Origin of the sequence: Rhodococcus sp. EPR-134 (assembly GCF_001647205.1) — a bacterium.
Lineage (GTDB): Bacteria > Actinomycetota > Actinomycetes > Mycobacteriales > Mycobacteriaceae > Rhodococcus_F > Rhodococcus_F qingshengii.
In genome coordinates this window covers 1-16,272 of record NZ_LVCT01000793.1, presented here as the reverse complement: position 1 = coordinate 16,272, position 16,272 = coordinate 1, and the positions used below count along the sequence as shown (strand labels likewise).

Here is a 16,272-nt window from a genome sequence, read left to right as displayed (position 1 = left end):
TGCTCTTCCTGATCGGGCGCTTTGTCTACGACTCACGAAAGGCGAAGATCGATGCCTGACACCTCGTACATCTTTGCGGCGGTCGCAGTCATGGCCGTGGTCACCTTCGCGCTGCGCGCAATCCCCTTCGCCGCGCTCATGCCGCTGCGCTCCTCCGCCCTGGTCGGCTACCTCGGCATCTACATGCCGGCAGGCGTCATGTTGATTCTCGTCATGTATTCACTCAAAGGGGTGTCGATCACCGCCCCTTCTCATGGCCTACCCGAACTGATTGCAGTGTGCGCCACGATCGCCGCGCACCTCTGGCGAAAGAATGCCGTCCTGAGCATCGTCGTCGGAACGACGATCTACGTCGCGCTGGTCAATACCGTGTTCGCCTGAGCATTTCCCATCGACGAGCAAAATATCTTTACTCCCGAATGGGCAATTTGTAACCTCCAGGCGCTTATCTGAACAGTTGAACACTTATACGATTTCAGTAGCGTGGCCGCCGGCCGCGACTGAAGGATCGGTGAGGTTCGATGTCCACGACAATGACCACGACAGGCACTCGAATCGCCGGTGCTTGGCACAGTCTGGATCGAGGCCAGCGTCGAAGCATCATCGGGATGACCGTCACCGTCGTAGCGCTCAACGTCGTCGGGTGGGCAGTTCTTCTCGGCCTGGTTGTCCCCGGCCACTACACGATCGAAGGCAGTGTCTTCGGCGTCGGACTCGGCGTAACGGCGTACACGCTCGGCATGCGCCATGCTTTCGACGCCGATCACATCGCCGCTATCGACAACACCACTCGGAAGTTGGTAGCGGACGGCAAGAAACCGATGTCCGTCGGGTTCTGGTTTTCGCTCGGACACTCGACCATCGTCTTCGTACTCGTCGCCCTCTTGGCTTTGGGTGTGCGGCAACTGGCCACCAGCCTTTCCGACGACAACTCCGATCTGGAGAAGTGGACCGGCTTGTTCGGCACAACCATTTCCGGAACGTTCCTGATCTTGATCGGCCTCCTGAATCTTTTCTCTCTCATCGGAATTCATCGGGTGTACACGAAGTACAAGGCAGGAACCTTCGACGAGGAACAACTCGAGAAGGAACTCGACAGCCGCGGCGCCCTGAACAAGATTCTGGGCCCGGTGATGAAGATGGTTCGCAAGCCCTGGCACATGTACCCGGTCGGTCTGCTGTTCGGATTGGGATTCGACACCGTCACCGAAGTCGGGCTGTTGGTGATCGCCGGCGGCGCGGCGGCGACAGGGCTCCCGTGGTATTCGATCCTCGTTCTGCCGATCCTCTTCTGCGCCGGGATGTCGCTTTTCGACTCGATCGACGGATCGTTCATGAATTTCGCCTACGGTTGGGCATTTGCTCAGCCGGTCCGAAAGATCTACTACAACATGGTGATCACCGGACTCTCGGTGGCAGTCGCCCTGCTGATCGGGTCCCAGGAAATCATCTCGATCTTCACCGACAAACTCGACATCCACGACGGGATTCTCGGCGCAATCGGGAACTTGGATCTCGGCGCGATGGGCTTCATCATCGTCGGACTCTTTGTTGTCACCTGGCTGATCGCCCTCCTCGTGTGGCGGTACGGCCGCATCGAAGAACGGTGGCAGGCTCAGTCCGGTGCAGCAGTAGCCCGACGAGCGACAGCAGACGAAGCGATGTGAGTTCGACTCGGTCTACGCAGAATCATGGGCCACCCGAAAGCGAATAGCTGATGTACGTCTCGCCCCATTTCAGGTACGCGCTCGACGTCGCCTGGCCGCGGATCTGGTCGTTCTGCCACTGGTAGACAGCGCGCCACGGAAATACGGAACTCACTTGTTCCAAGGTGTACTGCTCACGATGGCCCTGCGCGAATCGCTGTTCGAGATCTTCACGAGTGCGCGGCGGGAAATTGCTGATCAGGTAGGTCCGGCCGAGAGACTCGATGCGCCCTGGCGGCGCAAAGACATCAGCGCTGCGATAAGTGAAGGCCAGATACAGGTAGGCCGCCACCACAATCGTTGCCAGCGCTACCGCGCCGATCTTGATTGCACGTCGAAGCAGGGTCGGCATGGCTCACAGTACAATCCAATTCTCCTGTCGAGCACATTCAGTGCGTTTCCCACATTTATCGAAAGACGCATCCCGCGGAGTTGGCGAGATGCAATAGTGGAGTTCGAACGGGGTGAGCCCCGGCTAGGAGAAAACGGTGCGGATACGTCATGCGGTAGTGGGTGTGGCAATCACGGGACTTGTTCTTGCAGTGGCAGGCTGCGGTAGCGGCGACGGCGAAGCTGCCGAAGGACCAGGCATTGCCGTGGCGGCGGAAACCAAGCAAGTTCCCGACCGGGTGACCGTGCATCGACCTGGCCTCATCGACACCAGCATTTCCCCGTTCGACGTGCCTGCATGGCCAGGGCCGCACCCCTCCGAATTCCTCGAGCCCAACCCGCCGTCGGGTGAGAGCGGTGAGATCGCCGGCGACCAAGCTGCGGCAACGTACGCGGCCTCGCTCGACAACCCCGATGCACTATGGAATGTCGGTGGCACGGTGCAGTGGCTGGTTGTCGAGCCGATTCCCTGAAGGTCTTCCATCTAGGTCTCCGCTCTGACCGACTCCAGACGATCTTTGCGAGTTCAGTCCCGCGACAACGCTGCACAGAATTCACCGGGTTGATCGACATGCAACCGCAACCCACCGATCAGAGTGGAGCGAGATCCCTTCGACAGCCGTTTCGGGAGCGTGACCGAGAGCGGCCGATCGAAGTCTATGTCCACGACAGTGCCGTCGGGCCCCGGCAGAACCAAGCGATCGTCGACAATCACATTTGCTGTCTCACCGAACCTTCGGACCATGCTCGCCCGCGAAATCCGTGATCGGTCCACCTCGACTCGAATGCCCGTGCCGGAACGAAACACCACCGTTCGAGCCGAGACGAGATGCGGGTGCACGACGCGTCCGGCAAGCCAACCGCCAATCGCAATCAGCGACAACACCGTTGCAACGAGCAGCACGACGCGAAGCCACTGCCACGGCACCAGGAAGTGAATCGCCACGGCCTCGATCACACTCGCCGCAACAAATGCCACCGGTATCGACATTGTCCCCCTCGCGTAGCCGAAAGTCGCTGTATCACTGGAACCTCCGTCTCTCCGACCCGTCGAGAGCAACCACAGTGATCGGATCACGCCGTACCGCCTGACATGAGACGTGTTGCGACGCGCGCGACCACTTCACGTTGCGCTGAATCAGGCACCAGATCAGCGATCCCAACCGAGAATCCCACGCCTGCGGAGTCTCCGTCTGCGTACACATCGCCGAGCACCCCGTCCAGTGATTCCTCCAGTTCGTCCGACAAGTACGCGATCTCGTCTGCAACCTCGGCTACCTCGCGCCCAGCCAGAGCGGCGAAACGACGGTACAGATCGACAATTCTCTTCCGGTCGCCCTCGTCGGACAGCAATCGCGCAGCCGTGGAGAACAGTTCGTGTGGCGCTGCTCCCGAGATCGCCACCAATTCCCACATGTCGCGTTCGCGCTCGAACAAGCGTCGCACCGAACCCGTGGGGGACGACGCGATCAACTCGTCGAACGCCGACAGCAGCTCCATCGGAAGCGGCGAGACCACCCTCCCAGCACCTCGCGCCGTGAGCATTTCCTGGAGGCGCACTCGCTGGTCTGCGAGGACGCGCTGCTTCCGGTCTATCTCCGCGATCAGGGAGGAAAGATCTTCGGCGAAGTCGTCCGGTTCTCGTGCATCGATCGGCGTCGGTTCGATCATCGCGGCAATGGATCCGAGTGGAATGCCGGCGGCGGTGAGCCAACGAATGCGCATCAGCCTGACCAGATCGGGAAGTTCGTAAGTTCTGTAACCGTTGGACAGTCGTCTCGGCTCGGCCAGCAACCCCAGTCGGTGATAGTGCCGAACGGTCCGCGGAGTGGTGCCTGCCGCACTGGCCACGTCGCTGATTCGCATACGAACAGCATTAACTATGACGCTACGTCATAGTCAAGGCCCGGCATGTCGGGCCTTGAGGCATAAGGTCCTGTTCTTCCTGTGTGGAGTTTCGCAGACGAATTTCGCGGGTATTGATCACTTGCGGCGGCGATTTCCAGAGCGAGGGGTCAGCCGCGCAAGGTCTGCCCCCGGCTGTCACTCGCCGGGCGGCGGGCCGCCAAAACCAGCGGGCCGCCAGAAACTATCTGTGCCAGGCGATGATTTCGATGCAAACGACACGACTCGACACCATCCTGATTCTGATCGTCGGGACGGCAATCGGACTGAGCGTCTGGCTGGCTACGCAGGAACCATTCGCGTCGATCGGACTCGGAATCGCAACGGTAGTGATCTGCTGGATCTCTTGCTCGATGATCCATGGCTTCCCACACCGATCGACGAAGGACATGCGTCCGCGCGAGAACCAGGATCGCGAGTCACCGAAACGGCGCTGACCCCGCGTAGGGATGAGGCCAACCGTGGAGGCCCGGACACAGCGAAGTGAGTGGTTCACCTACCGCAGGTGAACCACTCACTTCGGTCAGAGGATCACACCTCGTCAGGTCGCCAGGTCGCGACGGCCCAGATCACAGCGACGTCGAGGGCGATGATCACGATCGACCACAGCGGGTAGTACGGCATCCACAGGAAATTCGCCACGATCGAAAGTGCCGCGATGACGAATGCCATCCCGCGGGCCCACGCCATGCCGACGAACAATCCCAGCGACACCGCGATGCCGATGATTCCGAGCACGATGTGGATCCAACCCCATGTCGTGACATCGAATTCGAAGGTGTAATTGACTCCGACGATCAGCAGATCGTTGTCCGCGAGAGCCGCGATGCCCTGCAGCAACGCGACGATTCCCGCGACGAAGAGCAGGCATGCTGCCGCCACCGTGGTCCCGATGGCAAAGCCTTGTCGGACAGGGTGGTTCGCATGAGATTGGTGCGGAGCAGTCATGACTTCCCCTTCTTCGGCGAAATAGCGTGAGAACAGTATTCAAAGGTTCACGCCGCCGGACATCACCCAGCAAGGATGAACAGCCGTCCAGCACTGCAATCAAATTTCATGGGAACATATGTTCGATTTCGGTGTACGGTGGAGTCTATGACCGCCACGATGCAACCGTCTCTGTTCGACAACGGTGACCTGGGCGTCTCTTTGGGCGATCTCGAGGGCACGGTGCAGAGACGTATCCTCACAGCCGGCGCATGGGTCGACCATCGCCCGGCCTGGCTGACCGGATCGGAGGCCGTGTTCGACAATCTGGAAGCTACGGTGCCGTGGCGTTCCGAACGGCGTCAGATGTACGACCGCGTTGTCGACGTCCCTCGTCTGGTGTGTTTCTACGCAGAGAATCAACCACTGCCGGACGCACTTCTCACCGAAGCCAAAGACGCGCTGAGCAGTCACTACTTCGACGAACTCGGTGAACCATTCGCCACGTCGGGTCTGTGTTTCTATCGCGACGGTTCCGACAGCGTTGCCTGGCACGGGGACGATACGGGACGAAGTCGCACCGAGGACACGATGGTGGCCATCCTGTCTCTCGGTGCGGCTCGCCCGCTCCTATTGCGCCCTCGTGGGGGCGGCGAATCCATCCGCTTCAATCTCGGACACGGAGATCTACTCGTCATGGGCGGATCCTGCCAACGCACGTGGGAACACTGTGTCCCGAAGAGTGCGCGGGCCCTCGGGCCGAGAATCAGCGTTCAATTCCGCACTCGCGGAGTTAGATAGCGTCGCGGAGTTCGTCTCGCAGCGCCTTCCGATTGAGCTTGCCGACGGCCGTCTTCGGTATGGATTCTGCGAAAACAACCCGACGCGGCTTCTTGTACGACGCCAGTCGCTCGCCGACGTGCGCGACCAATGATGCTTGCAGTACGTCGTTTTCGACGGTCCCGTCCTCGAGCACCACCACAGCCGTGACCGCCTCCACCCACTTGGCGTCGGCGGTACCCACCACGGCGACCTCACGGACAGACGGATGCGTCAGGAGTGCATCCTCGACTTCACGGGGGTAGACGTTGTATCCGCCGCTGATGATCATGTCCGAAGCTCGGTCCTTCAAGAACAAGAATCCTTCGGCGTCGAACTGACCGATGTCACGGGTGTGAACCCAGCCGTCTTCGGTGAAGGTGTCCGCATTCAGTTCCGGTGCATTGAAGTATCCGGCGATCGCCGATGGCGAGCGGATCACGATTTCACCCGGTTCTCCCTGGGGCACTTCGTTTCCCTCGCCGTCGAGCAGCCTGATCTCGACGTCGATGGCCGGCTGACCACAGGACAGCAGGCGATCTTCCGTGTGATCTTCGGGCCGTAAGACTGCAATACACAGCGGTGCCTCGGTCTGCCCGTAGTACTGGAGAAAACGGTGTTGCCCCCACGCCTGCATCGCCCGTTCGATGGTGGCCAGCGGCATCGGCGACGCACCGTAGATCACGGATTTCAGACTCGAGATGTCTGCGCTCGCAAAATCAGGGCGTTCGAGGAGCATCTGAATCATCGTCGGCACCAGATTGATTGCCGTAGCCCGATGCTCGGTTATCGAGTCCAAGAAGGTCGACGGGTCGAAACCGGGAAGGATGACGGTCTTACCGCCACGGAGCCAGAATGGAAGCACGAAGACACCGCTGGCGTGAATCAGTGATGCTGCGTGCAACATCGTGTCGTCCTGAGTCGCCGGAAGCAGATTGAGCAGAACATTGCGGCAGATTCCGGCGTAGCTGCGCTGAGTGTGCTGCGCGGCCTTCAGCGTTCCCGTGGTCCCGGAAGTGAACAGCGTCAGGATCACGTCGTCGGGATCTACCTCGACGTCCGGAGTGGCCGAAGACATGCCCTGTGCTCGATCCAACAGCGAAAGCTGCCCCTCCGCACCTGTTTCCAGCCCGACGAACGTCCGATCCGGGAACCTGGCGGACAGTTCAGCAGCTCGGCCGGCAAGGTCAGTACCGAAAACGACGTGCGAGGTGTCGGTGTCCTCGAGCATTCGTGCGTGCTCGTCGAGCGAGAGTCGCGAGTTGAGCGGAACCCTGTTGATGCCGGCTTTGACACACGCAAAATCGACAGGCACGCTGGCAAGAGAGTTGTTGACCAGCAACGCAACCCGTGCGCCACGCCCGATACCGAGCGCGATGAATGTATGCGCCAATCGGCTGCTGAGTTCGTCCACTTCCGTGAACGTCATCGATCGATCGCCGAAGACGACGGCTGTTCGCGGTCCGTGCTGTCGCGCACCACGGGCGATCAGATCTCGGGTTACGGGCATCATGGTTCAGTTTCCTCGTTCGAATTCGGGTTGTTCTCGAATCGGCCGTGCCGGCCGGCGCCCGCGGCGAACGCAGCAGCGCCGCGCACACCTTCGGCGATGACAATGGGATTTCCTGCGACCCCCTCGGCGCGCAGTGCTTCGGCAAGTGGTAGATCAAAAGATCGGTAGGCCGATGCGCGATCCGCGAGCATGCAGAGTTGTGGGAAAGCGGACAACTGGTGCGCAAGCTCCTTGGCTACCTGGAGTGACTGCCCCACTGGAACAACACGATTGGCCAGTCCGAAGGCCAACGCCTCCGAAGCGTCGACCGGGCGACCGGTCAAGATCATGTCGAGCGCTCGCCCCTGCCCGACGATTCGCGGCAGTCGCACGGTCCCGCCGTCGATGAGAGGAACTCCCCAGCGCCGGCAGAAGACTCCGAACACGGAATCCTCCTCGCAGATCCTCAGGTCCGCGAGCAATGAAAGCTCGAGCCCTCCGGCCACTGCGTATCCACTGACGGCGGCGATCAACGGTTTGGACAACACCAACCGACTCGGCCCCATCGGGCCGGTGCCGCCGCCTTCCGGATGCAACTCGTGCACGCGCGCGGGGTCGGAGACTGCGGTCAAATCCGCACCGGCACAAAATGTGCCGCCCGCACCCCACAGAATTGCCACCTTCTGACTCTCGTCCGACTCGAATTCCAGGAAGGCATCACGCAACTGCGCCGCCATCGGCCCGTCCACCGCATTCTTGCGATCAGGGCGATTCATCACGATGACAGTGACGCCACCGTCACGCTCCACATAGACATCGCCACCTGGTCGATCGGAGTCGGTCACGATATTTCCTCACTGCTCGCGGATAAGGTTTCCCGGTACCCACCATGCCACTTGTAACAGAATCTGTCAGGAGTTGTTCAAAAGTTGTTACAAACTGATCGAGGAATGTCCGCAACCCGAGTTGTGCTGGACCTCGCAACAGCGAGCCCGGACACCGAGTTCAGCACCGCTGTGCTGACCCGGGCCGGCGAGATCGTCGGCGTCAGCGCATCGAGCATTCGCGTGGCAACGGGCCGCCTGTGCCGAGAGAACAAACTGCGTCGTACCGCTCGTGGAACGTACGTCCTCAACCCGGACGGCATCCCCACCTACAGCGAGGTCGAGGGGTGGCGAACTCGTACCGATCGCATACGCCCCTGGGACGGCACCTGGATCGCCGTCGAGCACTCGGGGCTCAAACGAAGCGACCGCACTGCCGCCCGCCGGCACGATCAAGCGCTGCGACTGGCGGGTTTCGAGGAGTGGAAGCCCACACTCGCAGTCCGTCCGAACAATCTCCTCGGCGGCACGGACAGCGCCCGCCGCACTCTCCGCCGACTCGGCGCCGCCCCCGAATCGGCCGTCATGGAAATCGCTCACCTTGCCCCCGAGGATGATTCGACAATCCGCACACTCTGGAACTCGGAAGCACTGTTGGCCGACATCGCCGAGGCCCGTGAAGCACTCACACAGGCGCAAACACGCCTGGCGACAATGAATCGCGAGGAGGCGGCCCGCGAATCACTTGCTCTGGGCAGCGCGGTGATCGCGGTCATCGTGCGCAATCCGCTCCTTCCGGAAGAACTCGAACCGACACAGCCACTGCGCGAACTGATCTCGCACATGCTCGAGTACCAGGACGCATCTCGCGAACTGTGGCAGTCACTGCTCGAGTTCTGATCGATTTCTCCCAGAAGGTAATTCAGTATGTTGCACGGCCGCCGCTGGCGTCGTACACGGCGCCGGTCGAGTAACTTACCGCCGACGACGACAGCCAGGAGATCAGTTCGGCAATCTCGTCCGCCTTCCCCATCCGTGCCATCGGCGTCAAAGACTGCGAACGGGCGAGGATGGCCGGATCGGTGCCGGCATTCATAGGACTTTCCACGGCCGCCGGAGCTATCGCGTTGACCAGCACACCGGTGGTGGCGACCTCTTTGCCGAGTGATTTCGTCAGCGCGACGACGGCCGCTTTGGACGCGGAATATGCACTCTGATTCGGGTTTCCGTCCTTGGCCGCAATACTTGCGAGGTTGACAACCCTCCCCCACCCCGACGCAACCATCCCCGGCACGAACGCCCGGCACATCAGGAATGTCCCTTCGACGTTGATGCGGAACGTACGCTGCCAAACCGCGAGGTCGACGTCGACGAGTGGCGCTGATGGTCCTACGATTCCCGCACTGTTGATCAGGATGTCGACTCTGCCGAGCCTGGTTCGAAGCGCATCGACTGCTGTCGGATCACTCACGTCGAGTTGTTCGTCCGCGCCTTCGGCAAGATCTGCCGTTACCACCCGAACCCCCTTCTCCGTCAACAGCTTTGCACTGGCGGCGCCGATTCCGCTCGCACCGCCGGTAACGAGCGCGGTGACACCCTCCGGGTAACCCTGCATCGCATTCACTCCTGAGTTTCTGTGCGCTTCGCACTCAATTTATGTTGCAAACAGGCATAATTGCCGTCACACTGTGTAGAAATTCTGAATATATGGCGTTTGTTGTCAACGTCAAATACCTGGAGGCCTTGCCGATGGAAACCCGCTGGTTGCACGCGTTTGTCGCGGTTGCGGAAGAACTTCACTTCGGGCGGGCCGCATCACGGCTCCAGATGGCCCAGTCGCCGCTCAGCCAGATGATCCGAAAGCTCGAAAAGGACATCGGCGTCAAGTTGTTCGAACGAAGCACTCGCAGCGTCGCACTCACATCCGGCGGACATGCCTTTCTCCCCCACGCCTATCGCGTCATCGAGAACATGGAGACGGCACGACACGCTACGCGCGCGTCGTCGGGAGGCGTCTACGGACGAGTCACAATCGGGTTCACCGGAGTGCTCAACTATCAAGCACTTCCGCCACTGACACGCGCGTTGCGTCAGCGTTATCCGGAAGTCGAACTGACACTCCTCGGCCGGATCATGACGCGCGACGCGGTCATCCAACTCGAGAGCGGCGCCCTCGATCTCGCCTTCGTCGGACTACCCGTGGAATCCGCATCACTGTCTACCCGACTCATCCGACGGGAGGCGTTCGGCGCCGTACTTCCGATCGACCATCCCCTTGCCGAGAGGGACGCGATCGATCTCCGCGAATTGGCCGACGACGGATTCGTGACCACCCCGCTCTCGGCCGGCTCGGCCCTCCAGGAAACCGCGATGCGCGCCTGCATGAACGCAGACTTCAGGCCTCGCGTCGTCCAGGAGATCACCGATCCGTACATGATCCTCATGCTCGTTGCCGCTGGCGTCGGTGTAGCGCTGATGACGTCCGGCATGGCTGCTATCACCCCACCTGGCAGTGTGTTCGTCCCACTCACCGGCGAGCCGACGTTCATGAATCACGGAATTGCCTGGTCACCCCGGCATATGACCGATGCACTCGCCGTCGCACTGGAGACGTCCGAGGAGATTCTGCCGACGCCGGACATTGAGACCAAAAACGTCATTATCTGAGACTCATTTAGTGTTGGACGCGCCATAGTCCTTCGTGGCACTGTCGTCTCAGCCGCCGGAAGGTGAGGGACGTCACCGATGCGTGGTGCATCACCAAACGTGCCGCCACGGCCGGCCCATCGGGACGAAAGGACTTCACATGGCACCACCGATCACCTCCACCGGTTCCACGCACTCCACTGCGGAGCACCCGAATTCGAATGCGCGCCGCGCCGCCGTTTCGGGCTTCCTCGGCAGCACCCTCGAGTACTACGACTTCTTCATCTACGGCTCCGCAGCCGCGCTCGTGTTCCCCAAGATCTTCTTTCCTGGCGGCGGCTCGACGGCAACGCTGCTCTCGATCAGCACTCTGGGCGTGGCCTACGTCGCCCGCCCACTCGGCGCGGTGCTGTGGGGACACCTCGGCGATCGGTACGGACGCAAGAACGCGCTTCTCGCCTGCCTGCTCCTCATGGGTGTTGCGACGGTCATCGTCGGTTGCCTGCCGACCTACGACCAGATCGGCATCGCCGCGCCGATCATTCTCGTCTTGCTTCGCCTACTTCAAGGGCTCTCTGCCGGCGGTGAATCACCCGGATCTTCCGCACTGACGCTCGAACACGCGCCGGATCACCGTCGTTCGTTCTTCACCTCGTTCACCATGAGCGGGATCATGTTCGGCATCGTCGTCTCCAGCCTGGTATTCATCCCAGTGGCGAGCCTGCCCGACGAAGACCTCTACTCGTGGGGTTGGCGAGTTCCCTTCTGGCTCAGCATCATCGTGACCGTCGTCGCGCTGTGGCTACGTCGCGCCCTGGATGAACCCGAGGTATTCGAAGAACTCAAGGAACAGGACGAGACGGCCGGAATTCCCGTCGTCGAGATGTTCCGCTCGCACTGGCGCACCGTGATCCGTATCAGCATGAGCTCGACCTTCGCGATGATCAACACCATCGTCAACGTCTTCGCCCTGGCGTACGCCGTCGAATCCGGCTTCGAACGCTCCACGATGCTGTGGGCTATCGCGACCGCCAATTTTGTTGCCGTACTGACTCAGCCGCTGTTCGGCATCCTCTCGGATCGCTACGGACGCAAGCCCATCTTCGTCGTCGGCGCGATCGGAGCCGGCCTGATGATCTTCGTCTTCTTCCATTCGATCGGAACCCAAAGCGTCCCCATGGTCTTCGCTTCGGGAATCGTCATGATCGGAATCTTCTACGCGATGCCCAACGGCACGTACCCGGCGTACTTCCCGGAGCAGTTCCCCGCGAAGGTCCGATACACCGGAATGGCCGTCAGCCTCATGCTCGGACTCCTTGTTGCCGGCTTCACACCGGCTATCGCTCAGGCGATATCAGCCGGAGACAAGAGCAACTGGACACCGGTTGCCTGGATGTGCCTGGGCTTCGCCGTCGTCTCCGCCATCGCGGCAATGACCGGACCGGAAACGTACCGCACGCCCACAGCAGAACTGGGCCAACCGAAGCCGAGCCTGCCAACCAAGCAGGACTCGGAGCTCACCAGCAACAACGCTTGACCGGACCGGCCCCTCGCGCTGAATTGCCGCGAGGGGCCGTCCCCACTTATGCAGGAGAATGTCATGACTACCGAATTCACACGTCACCGAATCGGCCTTGTCGGAGCCGGGATCTCGACTTCCCTCTCGCCGGCGCTGCATTCGCACGAAGCATCAGCACTCGGACTCGACGATTACAGCTACGAACTGGTAGACCTCGAGAACCTGACGGTCTCGGTCGAAAAGACCGGCGAGGTGGTGCGGAGCGCCGTCGCAGCCGGCTTCACCGGACTGAACATCACCCATCCGTGCAAGCAGGTTGTCGTGGACGCACTCGACGAACTGTCCGACAATGCCCGACTGCTCGGTGCTGTCAACACGATTGTCGTCCACAACGGCCTTCTGATCGGCCACAACACCGATCACAGTGGATTCCTCACAGCACTGCAGCGCGGTTTGCCCGACGCCGCCCTGGACCGAGTGGTGCTTGCCGGGGCAGGAGGGGCGGGTTCCGCCGTGGCGTACGCACTCGCCGCCGCCGGTACCACGGATCTTCGCATCGCAGATATTGATCCCAATCGCGCTGCCGATGTGTGTTCTCGCGTCGCCTCGGCCTTTCCTGCCACGCGCACAACGGCTTTGGCGATCGATGAGATCGCCGTCAACCTGACGACGTGCGACGGCGTCGTCAACGCATCTCCGATCGGGATGGTCGGCCATCCCGGAACTCCGTTCGACCCCGCGGCGCTCCACGCGGGCTTGTGGGTCGCGGACATCGTCTATCGACCGATGCGCACCGAATTGCTCGACGCTGCAATTACTCTCGGATGTCGAGTCCTCGACGGTGGCCAGATGCTGGTGGCTCAAGCCTCTGACACCTTCACACTCCTGACGGGTGTCGAAGCCGATACGGATCGCATGCGCAGCCATCTGAGCGAGCTGCTCTCCGAGACGGCACGCGCATGAGCACAACCGAACACCTACTTTCTCGCGAAGTACCAGGAGCACTGATGAACGTGACTGCGCCGTTCGCCGAACCTCTCGACATGGGCAGCGTCCGCCTCCGGAACCGGTTCGTGTCCGCCCCGATGGAACGCAACTACTGCGAAGTCGACGGCACCATGACGGACGAGTACATCGCGTACCTCGCCCGCCGCGCCGAAGGTGGTGCTGCACTGATCTTCACCGAAGCGAGCTACGTGCGTGCCGACGGCAAGGGACGCATCCGGCAGATGGGCGTCGACGTCGACGAACGGATTCCCGGCATCAAGAAGATGGCCGACGCGATCCACGCTCACGGCGCCCTCGTCGGAGTCGAACTCAACCACGGTGGACGTACGGCGCAAGGTTCTGTCAGCGGGTTTGTTCCCGTTGCCCCGACACCGATTCCGTGTTTGGTTGTCGGCGGCGAGATGCCAGAACAACTCGACGGCGACGACATCGAGCACATCATCGAATGTTTCGGTGAAGCCGCGGCACGCTGCCAGCAGGCCGGCGTCGACGTCATCTCCCTGCACGGTGGCCACGGGTATCTGATCCACCAGTTCCTCTCCCCTGCTTACAATCACCGCGACGACGAGTGGGCCGACCCCACCTTGTTCGTCAACAAGGTCATCGCCTCCGTCCACGAGCACGCACCGGGAATCACTCTGGGACTCCGATTCTCAGCCTTCGAAGGCATCGACGGCGGACTCGACGCCGAGATGACTCGCGCTCGCATCGGCGCCATCGACACCGACCGACTCGATTTCCTCGACGTCTCGGCCGGCAACTACGAAGCGGGACAGTGGATCATCCAGCCCGGTGAATGGTCGCGCGGTCTCCTCGCGCCGTACTCCGAGCAGTACCAGCGCGACTTCGACATCCCGGTGGGAGTGGCCGGACGCATCACGTCGCCGGAGATCGCTGCGCGGATCATCGAATCCGGGCAGGCGAACTTCGTCAGCATGGCTCGTACGCTGCACGCAGATCCGGACTTCCCGAATCGTGCCATCGACGGTGGCCGGTACCGCCCTTGCATTGCCTGCAACTACTGCATCGACAGCCTGGCCGCCGGCCCCATTCCCTGCTCCGTCAACCCGTGGGTCGGCCGCGAATTGGATCAGCCTACCAAGCCGGCTGATGCCACCGTGCGGGTCGCCGTCATCGGTGCCGGGCCGTCGGGAATGGCCGCTGCCCGCGACCTCGCACTTGCCGGTCACCGCGTCGACCTGTACGACGAGCGACCCAGCCTCGGTGGCGACTTCGCTCTGGCATCGAAGCTGCACGAGTATCCCGAATATGGACGGATCGTGGACTGGTACGCCGCGGAACTGGCCGAACTCGGGGTGCAGTGCCACACCTCGACCAGAGCTGACGCAGCATTGCTCGCAAACAGCGACTTCGACGCGATCGTTCTTGCTGCCGGTGGGCACGGTCCCGTGACTGACCTCCCCGGCGCGCAGACCCGAACCGTCCGTGACGTTCGCGAGTTCCTTGTTTCCGGAGATCCGGCCCCCGAGGCAATCACCATTTTCGGCGCCGACCGCGAGGCTGCTGCCGTCGCAGACGATCTGCTCCAGAAGGGCACCCAGGTCGTCATGATCGGGCCGCAGGAAACCATCGCGCACGACGTCGGCCGACGCGGCAAGATCGTGCTGCTGCCGCGCCTGGCCGCAAGTGAGAACCTCACGACCTACCTGAGCTCGATCGTCACCAAAGTCGACGCCGATCGGGTCATGATCTCGACAGGCGGTGTACTGAGCGAAGTCGACGCCCCCGGCGAGCTGCTGATCTCACAGGGCGTCGAGCCGCGCTCGGAGCTTCTGTCCGAACTACGTTCACTGGCACCACGACTCGGGGTCCATACCGTCGGTGATGCGAGCGGAGACGGCGGATCCATCCATGCCGCACTCGTGACCGCAGCCGACGTTGCCGTCACCATCACCGCCGCCGCTGCGGCCCCTCAGGAGGTTCACGCATGAGCGCACACACAGCCGCACCGGTGGCACCTGCGTTGCCACCCATCGGACTCGGAACCTGGCCACTGGTCGGTGCCGACGCCACGAAGTCGGTACTCTCCGGAATCGAGGCCGGGTACCGCCTCATCGACACCGCCGCGATCTACGGCAACGAGGACGCCGTCGGCGTAGCGTTGGCGGAGTCTGCTCTACCGCGAGAAGAACTGTTCGTCACCACCAAACTTCGTGGAAACGAACAGGTTTCCGGTGACATCCGCGGAGCGCTCGAGCAGAGCCTGGAACGACTGGGACTGGATCAACTCGATCTGTTCCTGATCCACTGGCCACTCCCGCGAATCGATCGCTATGTCGCGTCGTTCGAGTCGATGCTGGCCTGCCGCGACGCCGGACTGGTTCGGTACGTGGGTGTGTCGAACTTCCTGGAGCTCCACCTGCGCCGCGTCGTCGCCGAAACCGGCGAGGCACCGGCAGTCAACCAGATTCAGATGGACCCGTCGCTCGCTCGGATCCCGGTTCGCCGCGCAAACGACGAACTTGGCATCTTCACTCAGTCGTGGAGTCCGCTCGGCCGGGGTGACGTGCTCGACAACGCCGTGGTCGGGGAGATCGCCGGTCGAATCGGTTGCACACCAGCTCAAGTGGTGCTCGCATGGCACGTCGCGCAGGGTGTGGTTCCGGTCGCGCGATCAGCGAACCCGACGCGTCAGGCCGAGAACCTGGCAGCACTCGACGTCACCCTATCCGGCGAGGACATCGAAGCACTGAACAGTCTCGACCGCGGCGAGTCTGCCGCGCGGGACGTCGAAGCAGAGGAACATTTCTGATGACGTTGAAAGTCGGAATCGTCGGCTGCGGCAAGATCGCCGGCAACCATGCCCGCGCGCTGCAACAAGTCCCCGGTGTCGAGGTGATCGGCTGCTGCGATCCCGATCTCGGACGCGCCCAGGAGTTCGCGGCAGCGCACGGCATTCCCGCAGCCGTGAGTTCAGTGGAGCAACTTCTCGCCCTCGGACTCGACGCCTGCACCGTTTGCACGCCGCACCCGGTACATGAAGAGGTAGTCGTGGCCGCTGCCGAAGCGGGTGTA

The 16,272-nt window shown here is 61.8% G+C and carries 19 protein-coding genes; 12 read left to right on the top strand and 7 right to left on the bottom strand.

The window, feature by feature from the left end; translation table 11 throughout:
* Window positions 1–51 precede the first annotated feature (51 nt).
* Together A2J01_RS34075 and A2J01_RS34070 are read left to right on the top strand one after the other, a co-directional pair.
* Window positions 52–381: a branched-chain amino acid transporter permease gene (locus tag A2J01_RS34075; RefSeq protein ID WP_003940007.1), complete on the top strand. Its 330-nt coding sequence runs from the start codon at window positions 52–54 to the stop codon at window positions 379–381.
* 140 nt (window positions 382–521) lie between these two features.
* Window positions 522–1,667, top strand: coding sequence for a HoxN/HupN/NixA family nickel/cobalt transporter (locus A2J01_RS34070; RefSeq protein ID WP_082661372.1), 1,146 nt, complete (start codon window positions 522–524; stop codon window positions 1,665–1,667).
* A gap of 22 nt (window positions 1,668–1,689) precedes the next feature.
* Here the strand turns inward: A2J01_RS34070 and A2J01_RS34065 are convergent, their stop codons facing one another.
* The gene (locus tag A2J01_RS34065) at window positions 1,690–2,058 is read right to left on the bottom strand and encodes a hypothetical protein (RefSeq protein WP_054825539.1); all 369 of its coding nucleotides are present in this window, start codon (window positions 2,056–2,058) and stop codon (window positions 1,690–1,692) included.
* A 136-nt stretch (window positions 2,059–2,194) separates the two neighbouring features.
* Here A2J01_RS34065 and A2J01_RS34060 point away from each other — a divergent pair, with 136 nt between their 5' ends.
* The gene (locus tag A2J01_RS34060) at window positions 2,195–2,569 is read left to right on the top strand and encodes a hypothetical protein (protein ID WP_050654739.1); all 375 of its coding nucleotides are present in this window, start codon (window positions 2,195–2,197) and stop codon (window positions 2,567–2,569) included.
* A 53-nt stretch (window positions 2,570–2,622) separates the two neighbouring features.
* Here A2J01_RS34060 and A2J01_RS34055 read toward each other — a convergent pair whose 3' ends face one another.
* Together A2J01_RS34055 and A2J01_RS34050 are read right to left on the bottom strand one after the other, a co-directional pair.
* Window positions 2,623–3,087 (bottom strand): hypothetical protein, encoded by a 465-nt coding sequence (locus tag A2J01_RS34055; RefSeq protein WP_042921731.1) that lies wholly within the window; start codon window positions 3,085–3,087, stop codon window positions 2,623–2,625.
* A gap of 83 nt (window positions 3,088–3,170) precedes the next feature.
* Window positions 3,171–3,962 carry a MerR family transcriptional regulator gene (locus A2J01_RS34050; protein WP_042921734.1) on the bottom strand — a complete coding sequence of 264 codons (792 nt, stop codon included), beginning with the start codon at window positions 3,960–3,962 and terminating at the stop codon, window positions 3,171–3,173.
* A gap of 248 nt (window positions 3,963–4,210) precedes the next feature.
* Here A2J01_RS34050 and A2J01_RS34045 point away from each other — a divergent pair, with 248 nt between their 5' ends.
* Complete coding sequence (locus A2J01_RS34045) at window positions 4,211–4,438, top strand: hypothetical protein (protein ID WP_020970523.1); 228 nt, start codon at window positions 4,211–4,213, stop codon at window positions 4,436–4,438.
* A gap of 94 nt (window positions 4,439–4,532) precedes the next feature.
* On the opposite strand, the gene A2J01_RS34040 is transcribed toward A2J01_RS34045, so the two are convergent.
* Complete coding sequence (locus A2J01_RS34040) at window positions 4,533–4,949, bottom strand: DUF7144 family membrane protein (RefSeq protein WP_007733561.1); 417 nt, start codon at window positions 4,947–4,949, stop codon at window positions 4,533–4,535.
* 147 nt (window positions 4,950–5,096) lie between these two features.
* Between A2J01_RS34040 and A2J01_RS34035 the strand changes: the two genes are divergently transcribed.
* A complete protein-coding gene (locus tag A2J01_RS34035; RefSeq protein WP_007733562.1) occupies window positions 5,097–5,729 on the top strand; it encodes an alpha-ketoglutarate-dependent dioxygenase AlkB in 633 nt (210 codons plus the stop codon).
* Here the strand turns inward: A2J01_RS34035 and A2J01_RS34030 are convergent.
* Both A2J01_RS34030 and A2J01_RS34025 read right to left on the bottom strand, forming a co-directional pair.
* Window positions 5,722–7,260: an AMP-binding protein gene (locus A2J01_RS34030; protein WP_058037803.1), complete on the bottom strand. Its 1,539-nt coding sequence runs from the start codon at window positions 7,258–7,260 to the stop codon at window positions 5,722–5,724. The two genes, A2J01_RS34035 and A2J01_RS34030, sit on opposite strands and share 8 nt — an antisense overlap.
* On the bottom strand, window positions 7,257–8,084 hold the full coding sequence (locus A2J01_RS34025) for a crotonase/enoyl-CoA hydratase family protein (protein WP_003939849.1): 828 nt from the start codon (window positions 8,082–8,084) through the stop codon (window positions 7,257–7,259). Before A2J01_RS34025 ends, A2J01_RS34030 begins: the two co-directional genes overlap by 4 nt.
* Window positions 8,085–8,189: 105 nt before the next feature.
* On the opposite strand from A2J01_RS34025, the gene A2J01_RS34020 reads away from it, so the two are divergent.
* Window positions 8,190–8,963, top strand: a complete 774-nt coding sequence (locus A2J01_RS34020) for a hypothetical protein (protein ID WP_058037802.1) — start codon at window positions 8,190–8,192, stop codon at window positions 8,961–8,963.
* 22 nt (window positions 8,964–8,985) lie between these two features.
* On the opposite strand, the gene A2J01_RS34015 is transcribed toward A2J01_RS34020, so the two are convergent.
* A complete protein-coding gene (locus A2J01_RS34015) occupies window positions 8,986–9,678 on the bottom strand; it encodes an SDR family NAD(P)-dependent oxidoreductase (protein WP_003940470.1) in 693 nt (230 codons plus the stop codon).
* 134 nt (window positions 9,679–9,812) lie between these two features.
* Here A2J01_RS34015 and A2J01_RS34010 point away from each other — a divergent pair, with 134 nt between their 5' ends.
* From A2J01_RS34010 to A2J01_RS33985, 6 genes are all read left to right on the top strand, one after another.
* On the top strand, window positions 9,813–10,730 hold the full coding sequence (locus A2J01_RS34010) for a LysR family transcriptional regulator (RefSeq protein ID WP_054831264.1): 918 nt from the start codon (window positions 9,813–9,815) through the stop codon (window positions 10,728–10,730).
* Window positions 10,731–10,869: 139 nt separating this feature from the next.
* Window positions 10,870–12,246 carry an MFS transporter gene (locus tag A2J01_RS34005; protein WP_058037801.1) on the top strand — a complete coding sequence of 459 codons (1,377 nt, stop codon included), beginning with the start codon at window positions 10,870–10,872 and terminating at the stop codon, window positions 12,244–12,246.
* Between the two features lie 63 nt (window positions 12,247–12,309).
* Complete coding sequence (locus A2J01_RS34000; protein ID WP_058037907.1) at window positions 12,310–13,191, top strand: shikimate dehydrogenase; 882 nt, start codon at window positions 12,310–12,312, stop codon at window positions 13,189–13,191.
* Between the two features lie 44 nt (window positions 13,192–13,235).
* On the top strand, window positions 13,236–15,188 hold the full coding sequence (locus A2J01_RS33995; RefSeq protein WP_064114438.1) for an oxidoreductase: 1,953 nt from the start codon (window positions 13,236–13,238) through the stop codon (window positions 15,186–15,188).
* Complete coding sequence (locus A2J01_RS33990) at window positions 15,185–16,009, top strand: aldo/keto reductase (RefSeq protein ID WP_064114437.1); 825 nt, start codon at window positions 15,185–15,187, stop codon at window positions 16,007–16,009. The genes A2J01_RS33995 and A2J01_RS33990 overlap by 4 nt, the downstream gene beginning before the upstream one ends.
* Window positions 16,009–16,272, top strand: a 264-nt coding sequence (locus tag A2J01_RS33985) for a Gfo/Idh/MocA family protein (RefSeq protein WP_197494360.1), incomplete at its 3' end; no start/stop codon positions are given. The genes A2J01_RS33990 and A2J01_RS33985, both read left to right, overlap by 1 nt.

Excerpts from the sequence above, each read along its gene's own strand:
- A2J01_RS34075 (WP_003940007.1), top strand. The coding sequence starts at position 52 with ATGCCTGACACCTCGTACATCTTTGCGGCGGTCGCAGTCATGGCCGTG.
- A2J01_RS34070 (WP_082661372.1), top strand. The coding sequence starts at position 522 with ATGTCCACGACAATGACCACGACAGGCACTCGAATCGCCGGTGCTTGG.
- A2J01_RS34065 (WP_054825539.1), bottom strand. The coding sequence starts at position 2,058 with ATGCCGACCCTGCTTCGACGTGCAATCAAGATCGGCGCGGTAGCGCTG.
- A2J01_RS34055 (WP_042921731.1), bottom strand. The coding sequence starts at position 3,087 with ATGTCGATACCGGTGGCATTTGTTGCGGCGAGTGTGATCGAGGCCGTG.
- A2J01_RS34050 (WP_042921734.1), bottom strand. The coding sequence starts at position 3,962 with ATGCGAATCAGCGACGTGGCCAGTGCGGCAGGCACCACTCCGCGGACC.
- A2J01_RS34045 (WP_020970523.1), top strand. The coding sequence starts at position 4,211 with ATGCAAACGACACGACTCGACACCATCCTGATTCTGATCGTCGGGACG.
- A2J01_RS34040 (WP_007733561.1), bottom strand. The coding sequence starts at position 4,949 with ATGACTGCTCCGCACCAATCTCATGCGAACCACCCTGTCCGACAAGGC.
- A2J01_RS34035 (WP_007733562.1), top strand. The coding sequence starts at position 5,097 with ATGACCGCCACGATGCAACCGTCTCTGTTCGACAACGGTGACCTGGGC.
- A2J01_RS34030 (WP_058037803.1), bottom strand. The coding sequence starts at position 7,260 with ATGATGCCCGTAACCCGAGATCTGATCGCCCGTGGTGCGCGACAGCAC.
- A2J01_RS34020 (WP_058037802.1), top strand. The coding sequence starts at position 8,190 with ATGTCCGCAACCCGAGTTGTGCTGGACCTCGCAACAGCGAGCCCGGAC.
- A2J01_RS34015 (WP_003940470.1), bottom strand. The coding sequence starts at position 9,678 with ATGCAGGGTTACCCGGAGGGTGTCACCGCGCTCGTTACCGGCGGTGCG.
- A2J01_RS34010 (WP_054831264.1), top strand. The coding sequence starts at position 9,813 with ATGGAAACCCGCTGGTTGCACGCGTTTGTCGCGGTTGCGGAAGAACTT.
- A2J01_RS34005 (WP_058037801.1), top strand. The coding sequence starts at position 10,870 with ATGGCACCACCGATCACCTCCACCGGTTCCACGCACTCCACTGCGGAG.
- A2J01_RS34000 (WP_058037907.1), top strand. The coding sequence starts at position 12,310 with ATGACTACCGAATTCACACGTCACCGAATCGGCCTTGTCGGAGCCGGG.
- A2J01_RS33995 (WP_064114438.1), top strand. The coding sequence starts at position 13,236 with ATGAACGTGACTGCGCCGTTCGCCGAACCTCTCGACATGGGCAGCGTC.
- A2J01_RS33990 (WP_064114437.1), top strand. The coding sequence starts at position 15,185 with ATGAGCGCACACACAGCCGCACCGGTGGCACCTGCGTTGCCACCCATC.